General features: G+C 38.5%; 13 protein-coding genes. 6 read left to right on the top strand and 7 right to left on the bottom strand.

Annotated elements, in window-relative coordinates; genetic code table 11:
• The 3 genes from I7H67_RS16455 to I7H67_RS16445 all read left to right on the top strand — a co-directional run.
• On the top strand, nt 1–2,517 hold a 2,517-nt coding region (locus I7H67_RS16455), incomplete at its 5' end, for a BapA/Bap/LapF family large adhesin (protein ID WP_198308337.1).
• Nucleotides 2,518–2,660: 143 nt separating this feature from the next.
• A complete protein-coding gene (locus I7H67_RS16450) occupies nt 2,661–4,316 on the top strand; it encodes a poly alpha-glucosyltransferase (RefSeq protein ID WP_198308336.1) in 1,656 nt (551 codons plus the stop codon).
• Nucleotides 4,313–6,043, top strand: a complete 1,731-nt coding sequence (locus I7H67_RS16445; protein WP_198308335.1) for a CapA family protein — start codon at nt 4,313–4,315, stop codon at nt 6,041–6,043. The genes I7H67_RS16450 and I7H67_RS16445 overlap by 4 nt, the downstream gene beginning before the upstream one ends.
• A 5-nt stretch (nt 6,044–6,048) precedes the next feature.
• Here the strand turns inward: I7H67_RS16445 and I7H67_RS16440 are convergent, their stop codons facing one another.
• Nucleotides 6,049–6,765 carry a metalloprotease gene (locus tag I7H67_RS16440; protein ID WP_198308334.1) on the bottom strand — a complete coding sequence of 239 codons (717 nt, stop codon included), beginning with the start codon at nt 6,763–6,765 and terminating at the stop codon, nt 6,049–6,051.
• An 81-nt stretch (nt 6,766–6,846) separates the two neighbouring features.
• On the opposite strand from I7H67_RS16440, the gene I7H67_RS16435 reads away from it, so the two are divergent.
• Complete coding sequence (locus I7H67_RS16435; RefSeq protein ID WP_081309557.1) at nt 6,847–7,176, top strand: MGMT family protein; 330 nt, start codon at nt 6,847–6,849, stop codon at nt 7,174–7,176.
• Nucleotides 7,177–7,245: 69 nt separating this feature from the next.
• On the opposite strand, the gene I7H67_RS16430 is transcribed toward I7H67_RS16435, so the two are convergent.
• The 5 genes from I7H67_RS16430 to carA all read right to left on the bottom strand — a co-directional run bounded on the left by I7H67_RS16430 (nt 7,246) and on the right by carA (nt 13,463).
• Complete coding sequence (locus tag I7H67_RS16430) at nt 7,246–7,683, bottom strand: universal stress protein (RefSeq protein WP_005307948.1); 438 nt, start codon at nt 7,681–7,683, stop codon at nt 7,246–7,248.
• A gap of 123 nt (nt 7,684–7,806) precedes the next feature.
• Entirely contained in the window at nt 7,807–8,439 is a 633-nt protein-coding gene (locus I7H67_RS16425) for a CatB-related O-acetyltransferase (protein ID WP_198308333.1), read from the bottom strand.
• A 74-nt stretch (nt 8,440–8,513) separates the two neighbouring features.
• Nucleotides 8,514–8,990, bottom strand: a complete 477-nt coding sequence (gene greA / locus I7H67_RS16420) for a transcription elongation factor GreA (protein ID WP_005307940.1) — start codon at nt 8,988–8,990, stop codon at nt 8,514–8,516.
• A gap of 88 nt (nt 8,991–9,078) precedes the next feature.
• Nucleotides 9,079–12,309, bottom strand: a complete 3,231-nt coding sequence (gene carB, locus I7H67_RS16415) for a carbamoyl-phosphate synthase large subunit (protein ID WP_004790453.1) — start codon at nt 12,307–12,309, stop codon at nt 9,079–9,081.
• Nucleotides 12,310–12,323: 14 nt separating this feature from the next.
• Complete coding sequence (carA, locus tag I7H67_RS16410; protein WP_005307938.1) at nt 12,324–13,463, bottom strand: glutamine-hydrolyzing carbamoyl-phosphate synthase small subunit; 1,140 nt, start codon at nt 13,461–13,463, stop codon at nt 12,324–12,326.
• 123 nt (nt 13,464–13,586) lie between these two features.
• Between carA and I7H67_RS16405 the strand changes: the two genes are divergently transcribed.
• Nucleotides 13,587–13,745: a hypothetical protein gene (locus I7H67_RS16405; RefSeq protein WP_198308332.1), complete on the top strand. Its 159-nt coding sequence runs from the start codon at nt 13,587–13,589 to the stop codon at nt 13,743–13,745.
• Between the two features lie 29 nt (nt 13,746–13,774).
• Entirely contained in the window at nt 13,775–14,362 is a 588-nt protein-coding gene (locus tag I7H67_RS16400; RefSeq protein WP_049837312.1) for a hypothetical protein, read from the top strand.
• 59 nt (nt 14,363–14,421) lie between these two features.
• On the opposite strand, the gene I7H67_RS16395 is transcribed toward I7H67_RS16400, so the two are convergent.
• Nucleotides 14,422–14,958 (bottom strand): DOMON-like domain-containing protein, encoded by a 537-nt coding sequence (locus I7H67_RS16395; RefSeq protein ID WP_198308331.1) that lies wholly within the window; start codon nt 14,956–14,958, stop codon nt 14,422–14,424.
• Between the last annotated feature and the right edge of the window lie 4 nt (nt 14,959–14,962).

The raw sequence follows: 14,962 nt of genomic DNA, 5'->3' as shown, positions 1-14,962 counted from the left end.
GCAGGTGGTACGCTTACTGGCTTGACCACAGCAGATGGTGGTGTGACCTGGACAGCGACCTTCACTCAAGATGGCAGTGCAACAGCACCGAGCATCAGTGTGGCGGATAACACTTATACTGACCTTGCAGGTAACTTGGGTACTGGCGCTAACCTTGCTGGCTTGACTTCAGATGTGGTAGCACCGACGCTTGCGATCAGTGCAACAGACCTGAATCTGGCTCTTGGTGAAAGCACCACAGTGACCTTCACATTCAGTGAAGCAGTAACTGGCTTTGATGCAACAGATGTAACCTTGGCAGGTGGTACGCTTACTGGCTTGACCACAGCAGATGGTGGTGTGACCTGGACAGCAACCTTCACTCAAGATGGCAGTGCAACAGCACCGAGCATCAGTGTTGCAAATAACACCTATACAGACCTTGCAGGTAACTTGGGTACTGGCGCTAACCTTGCTGGTCTTGTTCTTGTGCCAACAATTACTGCACATGACAATGTAGATAGTGTAGCAATTGATATTGTTCCATTAACTACAACGGGTATTAATGCTGGTTCTGCAACCTATCTAGCATTGATAGGCGTAACTGAAGGTCTCAACGTATCGCTTCTAGGTACCCCGAGTGTGAGCTTCAGTATTGCTGCTGGACATACTTCAGACGCAACGATTAGCTATGGCGCTTTACTAAGTTTGTCTTTGCTTAACGACTATAAAATAGTGTTACAAAAACAAGCACCAGATGGTTCGTGGCAGAATGTTGCAGGTGATGCTAGTACGGGATTAATTAACGTCGGAATACTCGGTGGTAATGGATTCGGTGCGACTATCACAGACTTGGCAAGTGGTTCTTATAGAGCGTTTATGGTCTATACCGGTGTTGGTGTAGGATTGTTAGGCACAATGAGTGTGGTTCGCGATGACTATAATCACACAGTAGTACCTACATATAGTGCAGCAACAGTGACTGGTAATGTGCTTACGGATGATGATTCGACTATATATGGTCCTTCATATGTGCCAGATACAATTACTGGAACAACAGTTGTGTCTACTGTTGTGGGTGAGCAAGTAGGTGCAATACCAACATCTATTGGTTCTTCAACCCCAGTAATAGGAGCTTATGGAACACTTACTATCTCTGCAAATGGTTCATATAGCTATACACCAACTGCTAATGCTGCAAACATTGGTAAAGTAGATAGCTTCACTTACACGATTACTGATCCTGTATCAGGTGGTACTAGTACAGCGGTATTGCACATACAGATTGGGTCACCTGATGTCAGCATTACTTGGAATACAGCTAGTCCTGGAACGGATGGTACGACTCAAATCGTTGCCAATGCAGACCAAGCTGTTGCAACGGTTGACTTTAGCAACTCAACTGATACACCTGTAGATGTTCCAAGTCCGGTCGTATCTGTAAGTATAATTGGCTCAAATAGCGTATTATCAAATACCTTTACTGTTGGAGCAAATGACCTAGTAGATGTACAGGTGGCAGCAACTTATGCCAACCAACCTCTAGTAAGTGTGTTGCCAACCGTGAGTTATGTTGTTCAGCAATTTGTTGGTGGAGTATGGGTTGATACTACTTATACCGGTTCAGCAACTGCACTTGGAAGTGTGGCAACAATTAGTTTGGGAACTGTAGCTTTCCAAGATGCTGTTCTACACTTAGGAGCTGGTACATACCGTGTTCAATATACGTTGACTGGAGTATCACTTGGAACAACAACGTTGGATACCCAAGTAACGACAACTACAACGCATTTGAATAATTATTCATCTGATTGGATTCATGGAAACATTGTCCATGGTGACACAATTGGTGGGGTGGCAGACAGTGGCATCTTTACCGCTGATGGTGTCAAACTCTATGTTGAAACAAGTCCTGGTGTGTATGTTGAGGCTACTGGACAATCTATCACTACTGCGAATGGTACGTTTGTGATCAATTCAAATGGTGACTATGATTACCGTGCCAATACTACATCGTTAACATTAACGAATCCAACCGATACCATTAACTATAAGTTGGTGGCAGCGAATGGTTCCGAGTCTTTATCATCATTGACAATTAACCTGACTACTTCTGATTACAATACTCATGTAATTAGCACATCAGGAAATGACACGTTTAATACGGATACTGGCACGATTGGGGCTGGTTCAGATACTCTCATTTATCATGTATTAAATAACGTTGCTATAGGTAATGGTGGTAATACAGGTGGTAATGGCGTAGATACTTGGACTAACTTCCATGTGGGTAATGTTGCGACAGATCAACAAGCTGATCTGATTGATATCAGAGGATTACTCGATGGAGCTCAAACAGACCTTACTATTGGACAATATATCAATGTCGTTGTAAGTGGTGGTAATACAACTATTCAGATTGACCGTGATGGATTAACAGGAATTATTCCTACCAATAACTTTACGAATCTGTTGGTTTTACAAGGTGTTACGACTAGTGAGGCAGAGTTACTTGCTAATGGTCAAATTATCTATTAATAGATAATTAACCAAATAAAAAAGAGCCTTCGGGCTCTTTTTTTATGTTTAAACAATACGTTAATCTAGCTTTTAGCTTGTCCGTGCTATGATGTATTGAAAATTTTATAGAACAACAATTAACGAATAGGGACTAAATTCGAGTGACGGCATTTTTAAAATTCCAAAGAAAAATGAACCTTTGGTTAGAACAAGTTGTTCAGCACGTTCCGAGTCATAAACAGGATATTATTTTATTTTTATCTTATGGCCCTAAAGACCAAAGATGTGGTGTCTGGCACAGTGAGAAAACAAATTTAGAGCAGGCCAAAAAACAATTATTAGATTTTATTAATGAACAGTTTGCACAGTCATCGCTGGATGATTATATAAAAATTGATGTGGCATACAACTTAACGAAACAAGCTTGGAAGGAAGTAGAGCAACAGGTTCACCATCAATTTCACAACAACCACTACCGTAAAGGGATTGGATTTGATGAACACTGTTCAGTGGCTTTTCTTGAGCAAGAGATTTATGGAAAAGCAATCATTCGAGGCTTGAGCTACGACAAACCGAACTTTTTTGATGAAACAAACCTAAATTATGCAATTAAGCAAAAATATAACACTCCAAAACCACAGATTAAATTACAAGAACTGCAAGACATTTGGACTTTTGATACCTACGCAGCATTTTATGAAAATGAGGAATTTATTAACTTAGCGAGTGGCTATGATGTAAATGGAATTAGAGGAATTTCAAGCAATAAAAAACAGCATTTTCAGCATCTAATTGAGCAAAATTCGGAATTTCTGCATGACCAGATTCAAGAAAATGGCAAATTTATATATGGCTATTTTTCGGCTTATGATCGTGACATTCGTAACTACAATACGGTGCGTCACTGTACCTCAGTGTATGCCTTACTAGAAACATTTGAAGTGCAAAGCAAGCCAGAATATTGGCCCAAAATACATGCTGCCATTCACTATGCACTGACCAAATTTTATAAAGAAAAAGACTCACAAACAGCCTTTATGATTGATGGTAAAGAAGGGGAGTTCGAAATCAAATTAGGCGCCAATGCGGCTGCTATTTTAATGTTAACTAAATATCAAGAAATTACTCAAAAAGCGGATTATCAAAAATATACAGAGAAACTCGCAAATGGTATTTTAAAATTGATAGATTCAAATGGCTCAACAACTCATGTATTAAATTATCCAGATTATGATTTAAAAGAAAAATTTAGAATTATTTATTATGATGGTGAGGCTGCTTTAGCATTATTACGTTTATATCAAATTAACCAAGATTCTAGATTATTAGAAACCGTTAAATTAATGTTTGAATGTTTTATTGAGAAAAGATATGAAAAATACCATGATCATTGGTTAAGTTATTGTACCAATGAACTCACTAAAATATGCCCTGAAGATAAATATTTTATTTTTGGTTTAAATAATTATTTAAAACACTTTATTTTTATTAAAAATCGAAAAACAACATATGCAACTTTATTAGAAATGCTAATGGCTGCTTATAAAATGGTGAACCGTTTAAAAGAGCAGGGACGGACAGCACTTTTTGAGCAGGCGTACATGCCTGAGCTTCAAAAGCTAATTGAGTTTAGAGCTGATTTTCAAACTACAGGATTTTTTTATCCGGAAATGGCGATGTATATGGCTCGGCCAGATAAAATTTTACATGCGTTTTATATTCGTCATGATCGTTTTCGAGTACGGATTGATGATCAAGAACACAACTTGTCGGGTTATATCGCTTACGTTAAAGATTACAAAGGTGATGAGCCATGAAATATCAGCCTGTTGAAATCAAGTTATTAGCACATATTGATACGACAAGTTTTGATGAAGCTTTATGGCAATTCGAATTTGACGATGATATTTCAACACTACTGCTAATCGACTACGCATTAGAGCAATTTCAGCAAAAAAATGTACAAGCTCAAGATGAGTATGTTGTGTCTGAACACCTATCTGAGCAATTAGGTCAGCAAAATCTAGGCTTAAAACCCTCGGAACATTACACTTTTACTGATCTATTGCAGTTGCTAATTTTCACCCAAGCAGCAGATGTGAAAGATGCTTTAAGCAATATGCTCTGCGGTACACATGAGCAAGCCTATTTAATTTTGTCAAAAAGAGCTGCTACTTATAATTTAAATTTGAAAAAAGAAAGTACACAAAACCAGTTAAAACATTTGTTTTTATTAGTTAAAAATATTTATAGCCATCCAGCTGAAATCAGAAAACTTTTCTTTATAAAAGAGCTGAATTTTAAAGGAAAGTCTTATCTACCACAGACTCTCTTAATGGCACAGAATGTAGTAGAGGTTTTATATCTTACAAATTCATTTAGAAAAATTTATCTGACGTTCTTTGAGGAAAACCAGACTATCGGTTTCTTTTCTTTTTTAGATGATATTCATCGTGCTGAGCACTTAATTCCTTATTATCACTGTTTTCAAGCACAGACTGTAAGACCTAAAATTTGCTCCACCCCAAGCGGCATTATTAACATTTTAGGTGATACCTACTTTGGGGAAATCTACACTGAAAAGCGTAAGGCGAGAGGACAAATGGATGCTCTGCAGCAATATGGGTATGACTATCCATTTGATAAAATAAAAGCCTTTTTAGGGGAACATGACCTAAATATTACTAACTTTGAAGCTGTCTTTGCTTTAGAAACCAAATCTCCTTTAGCACATAAAAAACCATTTATTCTTAAAGCTGATGCCGAACAAACATTAGCAGCGTTCAAAAATATTCACCTTAATCATGTGGTATTGGCAAATAACCATTTAAAAGACTATGGTGATCCTGGGTTAGCTTATACATTACAACAATTTGATCAGGCCAATATTTCTTATATCGGTGCAGGCACAAATCAAAAAGAAGCCCATAGCTACTTTGAAATCACATTTAATAACAAGCATTACACTATTTTTAACGGCTATTGGCACAGAGACACTGCCTATCTAGATTATGATTTTTATGCCTTAGGTCCTAATAGTGGAGTTGCATGTCTAAATGGGGTTTTGCTTGAACAAATAGGTCGTTATAAGCAGACTAACCCTGAGCATAAAGTTATTGTTATTTCTCATTGGGGTATCGATTTTAAGCCGATTACTAAGGAACAGAGCAAGCTTGCTGATATTCTGACTCAAGCTGGTGTGGACCTCGTTATCGGTCATGGAGCTCATACCATCCAACAGATTAAAGTGATTAATCAGAAGCCTGTAGTATTTGGTATTGGCAATGCAGTTTTTAATAGCAATGGTGAATATACAGAGCAAAATGCTTTACCGTATGGATGTATAGCACGGCTAGATTTGTCAAAAGATCGACTGCGGTTATATCCGATCTATACCAATAATTTGAAAACATTTTGGCAACCGCATCCAGTCAATGAAGACGATTTTTCAGAGGCCAGCAATTATATGACTTCATTACTGACTCCTGAAAATTATTATGCAGCACAAGATGATTTAGGTTTTTATGTCGAAATGAGTTTTTAAAATCTTTATGGATAACGTTGGTAATTTTCTAAAATTGTTTGAAGTTGGACCGGTGTAAAACCTAAATTTCTAAGTCCACCGCTGCCACGTTTACATTCGGCACTCGCCATGATGTTGGTTGGTGTACGTTTTGTAGCATTCGGCGCGCAAACATGTTTTAGTCCGAACACATGCCCCATTTCATGTACGCTACCAGCCTGAATATTATAATTGAGTCGGTTCCAATCTAATAAAACAAAAGGTTTACCATTATTACGAAATGCTCTACTTGTTACATCTTCAAATTTCCATTTAGTCGAATAGGCATCATAAATAAAAACGATGACTTCCTTGCTGGCAGTTCTTTTAGGAAAACAGGTATTTACACTGGCAGGAATAGTTTCAGTAGAGATCGGGTAAGGTTGATTGATCTGCTGTTTTAAATCGCAATGTAATTTCGAAAACTCTTCGTAAGGGATATAACGGTGTAATTTGAATTTAAAAATCTTATTATTTTTATCATCTACATAATATTTATTTAATATTTTGATTTCTTTACGCATCTGCTGGTAATTATCAAACTTTATAGCTTCTGGAGAATTAGTGGTAAAAACGAATGTGACAGGAACGATAGGGCGGCCATCTGTAGATACTTTAGGCACTTCTCCTGAAGGAATAGGAGGGCGAGTAGTACAAGAAGCGCACAGTAAAGTCCCAGTAACCACCAATAAAGTTTTTTTCATGCAGATTTCCCTCAAGCCCACCTTGGATTGCATTTAGTTTTAGTCAAAAATTTTTATATGATATGAATTATGTCAATTTTTATGGAGTCCATTTTGACAACTCAGTATGAACTACATCGGCAGATTTTAGAAGTCATTGCTTTGATTCCTTACGGAAAAGTCGCAACTTATGGGCAAGTGGCTCGTATGGCAGGGTTACCTAAACATGCGAGATTAGTTGGCTATGTTTTGAAACATCTTGAAGCAGATCATCAAGTCCCTTGGTATCGGGTTATTAATTCTCAAGGCAAAATTAGCCTAAGTAAATTTAATGACAAAGGTGAAAATGTTCAGCAGTTAAAGCTAGAAGCTGAAGGAGTCTATTTGTTAAATGGTAAAGTAAACTTAAAGCAATTTGCTTGGCAGCCTTAAAGATCCTGAAAAGGCTTTTTTTAATCATTGCCTAAATTATTAGAATTAACAAAATAGGCAATATTGAAATTATCGAACAATTAAAACAGGAATATGACTTTCGCCTAAGACTTTTTGTGCAACACTACCCAGTACAAGTTTTCGGACCCCTGTACGGCCATGAGAACCCATGACAATCAGATCTGCATTTAGGTCTTGAGCAGCCTGAATAATCTCTTCATGTACAACAAAACCTTCAAGTAGTTTGGTTTCGACAGTAATGCCTTCATTGGCAAATTCTTGTTTTGCATGTTCTAAAATATCGAGTAAATAGGTTCTTGTCCGTTCAATCAAATCATTCGTTTGACCAGTTTTTACATAGGCGTCAGCAATAAACGGATCAAGAGCCATAACTTGCACAACCGTAATCTTGCTATTTAATGCTTTTCCCAGTTTGATTGCCTCTTTCATGGCAATTAAAGAAGTTTCAGAACCGTCAATTGGTACAAGAATATGTTGATATAACATGAGTGTTTTCCTTATTGTAATGATGCTTATTTATTCAATACTTTATACTTATTTTTTGACGATTTAAATTCAAGCACGTAATCATTTGTGAGTTTATAACAACAAATTTTTGTAGATATATTTTTATAGATTCCGCAAATTTTCCATATGTGTAGATAAAGCATCTATATCTTCAGTTTGTAAATATTCGCGTATTTTTAAAATTTGCTTCTCATCCAAATCATAAAGTCTTAAAGCAAGCAGTTTATCGATTTGTTCTTGAGGAAAACGATATTTAATAATTTTCGCAGGCACACCACCTACAATTGCATAGGGGGGAACATCTTTAGTGACCACAGCCCCAGTTGCAACCACTGCACCTTCACCAAGTGTGATCCCTTGCATAATCATTGCACGACTACCAATCCAGCATCCATCGCCAATTACAGTATCACCAGCTGCTAAAAAACTACGGGTATCAAAAGGGAAAGTCGAAATCCAGTCTGGTCTATGAAGTTGGTTGCCACCCATCATAATGACGCATTCAGCACCAAAGCAAACAAAATTACCAATATAAAGTTGGTCAATTGGTTTGTCTGGTGTCGAGGCTTTATCATGTAAATAACGCACGACACAACGTTCAAAACCTTGATCCCAATAGGCTGAATAATAAGAATAATGACCACTGATATGAATATTAGGGTTTTTAACAGTTTTATGGATAAATTCAAATTCACACCAATGACGAACTGGAGTGTTAATTAAAGAGTTATCCATGTGTGATTTCCCAAAAATATATCGATGGTATTGAATAAAAACCCCTCATAAAGAGGGGCTAGTTGTGCATTATCTTAGAGATATTCTACACTTACGATTTCGTATTCGACTTCGCCTTGAGGAGTCACGATTTTTACTTCATCGCCTTCACTCTTACTCAAAAGACCACGTGCGATTGGTGAGTTCACCGAGATTTTATTAATTTTAAAATCTGCTTCGTCATCGCCAACAATTTTATAAGTTTTACGTTCTTCAGTATCAAGATTTTCAATTGTTACTGTTACACCAAAAACAACACGGCCATTTTGCTCAAGTGTTTTAACATCAATTTCTTGAGCAGCGCCTAATTTACCTTCGATATCCTGAATACGGCCTTCACAGAAACCTTGCTGTTCACGTGCAGCATGATATTCAGCATTTTCTTTTAAGTCGCCATGTTCACGTGCTTCTGCAATAGCTTGAATAATACGTGGACGTTCAACAGATTTTAAATGTTGTAATTCTTTCTCTAAGGCAATTTTACCTTCAGGGGTCATTGGATAGCGTTGCATTTTGGTCCCTCTTAATTTGAGAAAACACAGTTAAAAAAAATGAAAAAATCCCGCCACCGATAAGGTGACGGGACTTATCGGTAACAAATTAACCTACAGTTAAATCTTGCAAGCGGTATACATCCATTGGCAATTTCACATCAAAAGCTTGGCAAACAGCTTCTGCACCATTGATAGTCGTTGTGTAATACACTTTGCCTTGTAGGGCAGCACGACGAATCATTGCAGAGTCATATTGAGCTTGTTTACCTTCAGTGGTATTGACAATAAGGTGTATTTCACCATTTTTCAAGCGGTCAACAATATGTGGACGACCTTCAGTCACTTTATTCACAGATTCGCATTCTAAACCTGCTTCTTTAAGTACTTGGTATGTACCACCTGTTGCAATAAGCTTGAAGCCATATGCAGCTAATTTCTTAGCGATATCTGCAATATATTTCTTGTCAGATTCACGTACAGATAAGAAAGCATGTTTTACTTCGCCTTCAGTTGGTAAACCTGGTAAGCGATCATTTGAGCCTAAAACAGCTTTATAGAATGCTTCACCAAATGTTTTACCAACGCCCATTACTTCACCTGTAGACTTCATCTCAGGTCCAAGCATTGGGTCTACGCCTTGGAATTTAGCGAATGGGAAAACAGCTTCTTTCACAGCAAAGTGTGTTGGAATGATTTCTTTAGTAAACCCTTGAGATTCAAGAGATTGACCAGCCATACAACGTGCAGCTACTTTTGCTAAAGAATCACCAATACATTTCGATACGAATGGAACTGTACGTGAAGCACGTGGGTTAACTTCAAGAACGTAAACATCATCGCCTTTAACTGCGAACTGAACGTTCATCAAACCAACCACACCAAGTTCTTTTGCCATCGCAACAGTTTGACGACGCATTTCATCCTGAATTTCTTTAGATAAAGAATAAGGAGGAATTGAACATGCAGAGTCACCTGAGTGAATACCTGCTTGTTCGATGTGCTGCATGATACCGCCGATCACAACATCTTTACCGTCAGATACACAGTCAACATCAACTTCAGTTGCATCATCTAGGAAACGGTCAAGAAGAACAGGAGCTTCGTTAGATGCCTGAACTGCTTCACGAAGGTAACGCTTAAGTTCTTCTTCGTTGTATACGATTTCCATTGCACGACCACCTAATACATAAGATGGACGAACAACTAACGGATAACCTACTTTCGCAGCTTCAGAGATACCTTCTTCAGCAGATTTTACAATGCTGTTGTTTGGTTGACGAAGCTGTAAACGTTGGATCATTTGCTGGAAACGTTCACGGTCTTCTGCACGGTCAATCGCATCTGGTGATGTACCAATAATTGGTGTACCAGCTTCTTCTAAAGCACGTGCCAATTTAAGAGGTGTTTGACCACCGTACTGTACGATCACGCCTTTTGGCTTCTCAGTACGTACGATTTCAAGTACATCTTCAAGTGTTACAGGTTCGAAGTATAGACGGTCAGATGTGTCGTAGTCAGTAGAAACAGTTTCAGGGTTACAGTTAACCATGATTGTTTCATAACCATCTTCACGCATAGCTAATGCAGCGTGTACACAGCAGTAGTCAAATTCGATACCTTGACCAATACGGTTTGGACCGCCACCAATAACCATGATCTTGTCACGATTTGATGGATTTGCTTCACATTCTTCATCGTAAGTTGAATACATGTATGCAGTACCAGATTCAAACTCGGCAGCACATGTATCAACACGTTTGTAAACTGGATAAACACCTAAGTTCCAACGTTGTTTACGGAATTGCTTTTGTGAAATACCCATGAGGTGCGCAATACGAAGGTCAGATAAACCTTTGCGTTTGAATGCACGGATATTGTCAGCGTTTAAGTCACCAAAACCTAAAGCTTTTACTTCAGCTTCAGTTTTAACGATGTCTTGAATTTGAATGAGGAACCAACGATCAATTTTGGTTGCTTCAAACACTTCATCTAAAGAGAAACCATGACGGAAAGCATCTGCTACATACCAGATACGCTCAGGGCCTGGAACTTTAAGCTCTTTTAAAATGGTTTCTTTTGCATTTGTTGCGCCAGCTTCGATTTTTTCATCGAAACCGCTTACACCAACCTCAAGACCACGTAATGCTTTTTGTACAGATTCCTGGAAGTTACGGCCAATTGCCATGACTTCACCAACAGATTTCATCTGAGTGGTAAGAACTGGTTCTGCTTGTGGGAATTTCTCGAAGTTAAAACGAGGAATCTTCGTTACAACATAGTCAATCGATGGTTCGAAGCTTGCAGGAGTCACGCCACCAGTGATGTCATTCTTCAATTCATCAAGGGTATAACCAACAGCAAGTTTTGCTGCGATTTTTGCGATTGGGAAACCTGTTGCTTTAGAAGCAAGAGCAGATGAACGAGATACACGTGGGTTCATCTCAATGACAACCATACGTCCATCTTTCGGGTTAATACCGAACTGAACGTTAGAACCACCTGTTTCAACACCAATTTCACGAAGAACTGCAACCGAAGCATTACGCATCAATTGATATTCTTTGTCTGTTAATGTCTGAGCAGGAGCAACGGTAATTGAGTCACCCGTGTGAACGCCCATTGGGTCAAAGTTTTCGATCGCACATACGATAATACAGTTGTCGTTTTTATCACGAACAACTTCCATTTCGTATTCTTTCCAGCCAATTAAAGATTCATCAATCAATAACTGGTGAGTAGGAGAGAGGTCAAAACCACGTTCACAAATTTCAAGGAATTCTTCGCGGTTATATGCAATACCACCGCCCGAACCACCCATTGTAAATGATGGACGGATAATTACTGGGAAACCAAAGCGTGACTGGATTGCTAAAGCTTCTTCCATTGTTTCAGCAATGGCAGCTTTTGGACATTCCAATCCAATTTTACGCATAGCGATATCGAAGAGTTTACGATCTTCGGCTTTTTCAATCGCTTCTTTGCTTGCGCCAATTAATTCAACATTATATTTTTCAAGAACGCCATGCTCATCAAGTGCGAGGGCACAGTTCAATGCAGTTTGACCACCCATCGTTGGTAATACTGCATCTGGACGTTCTTTTTCAATAATCTGTGCAACAGTTTGCCAAGTAATCGGCTCAATATAAGTTGCATCAGCCATTGATGGATCTGTCATGATGGTAGCTGGGTTAGAGTTAACCAAAATAACACGGTAGCCTTCTTCACGAAGTGCTTTACATGCTTGAGCACCTGAGTAGTCAAACTCACATGCCTGTCCAATCACAATCGGGCCAGCACCAATAATTAAGATGCTTTTAATATCCGTACGTTTAGGCATTATTCGCTCCGTAATTACTGTTTAGATGCTTCGATAAGTTCGATGAAGTGATCGAACAAAGGTGCACAATCATGTGGACCAGGGCTTGCTTCAGGGTGACCTTGGAAGCTGAAAGCTGGTTTGTCTGTGCGGTGGATACCTTGTAAGGTGCCATCGAACAATGATTTATGCGTTGCTTTTAAGTTAGCCGGTAAAGTTTCTGCATCTACAGCGAAACCATGGTTCTGTGAAGTAATCATCACTGTACCATCTTCAAGATTTTGTACAGGATGGTTAGCACCGTGGTGACCATGGTTCATTTTTACAGTTTTTGCACCAGAAGCGAGTGCCAAGATTTGGTGGCCTAAGCAAATACCAAATACAGGTAATGTTGTGGTTTCAACAATAGTTTTTACAGCTTCGATTGCGTAATCACAAGCAGCTGGATCGCCAGGACCATTTGAAAGGAATACGCCATCCGGATTAAGTGCCAATACTTTTTCAGCCGGAGTTTCTGCAGGGACAACGGTTAATTTGCAACCGCGGTCTGCAAGCATACGTAAGATGTTGGTTTTGACACCGTAATCGTATGCAACTACATGATATTTTAATTCAGGTTGAGAGAAGCCCTGACCTAGAGTCCATGAACCTTCAGACCATTCAAAACCAGTTGGATCACAACATTCTTTTGCAAGGTCTAAGCCATTTAAGCCACCAAAAGCACGAGCTTTTGCAATTGCTTCTTCTTCAGTAATATTTTCACCAGCAAGGATGCATCCGTTTTGTGCACCAGTCTGACGTAAAATACGTGTTAATTTACGCGTATCAATATCTGCGATTGCAACAACATTGTGTTCTTGCAGATATTCGCTCAGCGACTGCTCAGCACGGAAGTTACTGTGTAGTAGAGGAAGGTCACGAATAATTAAACCATTCGCCCATACTTTATGGATACGACCAGATTCAACGTCTTCCGCGTTACAACCAGTGTTACCAATATGAGGGTAAGTTAATGTCACAATTTGTTGTGCATAACTTGGGTCAGTCAAAATTTCTTGATAGCCAGTCATGGCTGTGTTAAAAACGACTTCTCCAGTCGTACTTCCCGTTGCGCCGATTGACGTTCCTTTAAAGATCGTTCCATCTGCGAGGGCTAAAATGGCGGGGATGCTCAAACCAAAGCTCCTGAATTTCGGCTGTAAAAAAGCGAGTAGACCCAAAAAAGATCGGCGATGTTTGGATAAAACATGCCCTCCCTATCGGTCTGCCCGCTTGTAACTTAACAGCGCATTATACGCATGGAACCCCTAAAAGTCTATTTCTTTTCTGCTAAAAAATATAATTCATTGCTTGCTTTTTATAAAAAAATTATCCACTCATCTGAATCAGATACTTTTGATAAATTGTCTAACAATTTGCAAGGAGAATTCTTTAAACTGGATTTATTGTATTGCTAGTTAAAAAATAAACAATATGAGGAAATAGTATGAGCAATAATGAAGTTTCAAAAGAAGTGAGTGAAAAAACTCAAGCAGTAGTTGAATCAGTCAAAGCTGAGGTCAATGAAGTGAAAGAAACCATAGCTGCAACTACAACTAAGGCTAAAAAAACAGTAACCGCTAAAACTGCACAGGTAAAAGAAACTGTTGCTGAAAAAACTGAGCAAGTTAAAGAAGTTGCTACTGAAGCAAAAGCTCAGGTAAAAGAGGCGATTGCTGAAACTCAAGAACAAGTCCAAGAAGTTTTAAGTGAGGCTCAAGAGAAAATTGAAGCTGAAACTCACGAGTTAAATAAAAATATTCAAAATCAATTTGTCCAAATTAAACAAGATATTTTACAACGTCTTGATGTGATTAAGGCTCAGTTTAGTACTTCGCAAGAAGGCTTATCTGATCTTAAAAATGCTTTGAAAGCAGAAATTAATGCGCTTATTGAAGATTTAACAAAAGTGAGCAAAGAGCTTAAAGGTGATATTAGCCAGATTTCTTTGAAACACAAAGATTCTCTAAGTGAAAGTATTAAACGTACTAAAAATAATGCAGTCGAAGCTTGGAATAAAGCACGAGACAATTAATGATCTCTGCTTTGGTCCAGCTATAAAAAAGCGAGAAATAATTTCTCGCTTTTTTATTTTTAGAACTGATGTAACCAGTCACGTTTATTATGGAAATCTGCACTTTTTCCACTATGCTGCATTGCATAGTACTGCATACCTTCTGTGGTTTTTAAAACTGTAGTTAAACCTAAATAAAGGTTTGCCCATTTCAAGCGATGCTGTCGCATAAATTGCCCTAAATCGAGACTAACATTTAAGCCATAGTGAGTACGCTTGAGATGATTCAGTTCAATATCGTAAGCAGCAAGGGGAGGTATACTTTCTGGATAGCGATATTCTTCAAACTGATATGATTGCCATGCTTGAGAAGGGGAAAGATTAATCTCCCGATAATAATCTTCATCATGCACGCCAACAAAAATTTCGAAACAAGTTTCTTCCCACAAAAAATCTTGACGAGGATGAGCCGCGACTTCTTGAGGCCAGATAATAAGTTGATTTGGATCACGGATCCAAAAACCAATATTTAAAGTATAAGGTGCTTGCTGTTCAATTGCGCCAACAACGGAAACAGCATGAAAACGATCAAAAGCTGAAAGTTCGTAACTTGCCATAATT

This window comes from Acinetobacter sp. ACIN00229, assembly GCF_016106645.1.
In the GTDB taxonomy this organism is placed as follows: domain Bacteria; phylum Pseudomonadota; class Gammaproteobacteria; order Pseudomonadales; family Moraxellaceae; genus Acinetobacter; species Acinetobacter oleivorans.
The sequence above is the reverse complement of the archived record's forward strand: the minus strand, read 5'-3'. Positions and strand labels throughout refer to the sequence as shown.

Excerpts from the sequence above, each read along its gene's own strand:
- I7H67_RS16430 (WP_005307948.1), bottom strand. The coding sequence starts at position 7,683 with ATGTTATATCAACATATTCTTGTACCAATTGACGGTTCTGAAACTTCT.
- I7H67_RS16440 (WP_198308334.1), bottom strand. The coding sequence starts at position 6,765 with ATGAAAAAAACTTTATTGGTGGTTACTGGGACTTTACTGTGCGCTTCT.
- I7H67_RS16395 (WP_198308331.1), bottom strand. The coding sequence starts at position 14,958 with ATGGCAAGTTACGAACTTTCAGCTTTTGATCGTTTTCATGCTGTTTCC.
- I7H67_RS16405 (WP_198308332.1), top strand. The coding sequence starts at position 13,587 with ATGGAACCCCTAAAAGTCTATTTCTTTTCTGCTAAAAAATATAATTCA.
- I7H67_RS16445 (WP_198308335.1), top strand. The coding sequence starts at position 4,313 with ATGAAATATCAGCCTGTTGAAATCAAGTTATTAGCACATATTGATACG.
- greA (WP_005307940.1), bottom strand. The coding sequence starts at position 8,990 with ATGCAACGCTATCCAATGACCCCTGAAGGTAAAATTGCCTTAGAGAAA.
- I7H67_RS16435 (WP_081309557.1), top strand. The coding sequence starts at position 6,847 with ATGGAGTCCATTTTGACAACTCAGTATGAACTACATCGGCAGATTTTA.
- I7H67_RS16425 (WP_198308333.1), bottom strand. The coding sequence starts at position 8,439 with ATGGATAACTCTTTAATTAACACTCCAGTTCGTCATTGGTGTGAATTT.
- I7H67_RS16400 (WP_049837312.1), top strand. The coding sequence starts at position 13,775 with ATGAGCAATAATGAAGTTTCAAAAGAAGTGAGTGAAAAAACTCAAGCA.
- carB (WP_004790453.1), bottom strand. The coding sequence starts at position 12,309 with ATGCCTAAACGTACGGATATTAAAAGCATCTTAATTATTGGTGCTGGC.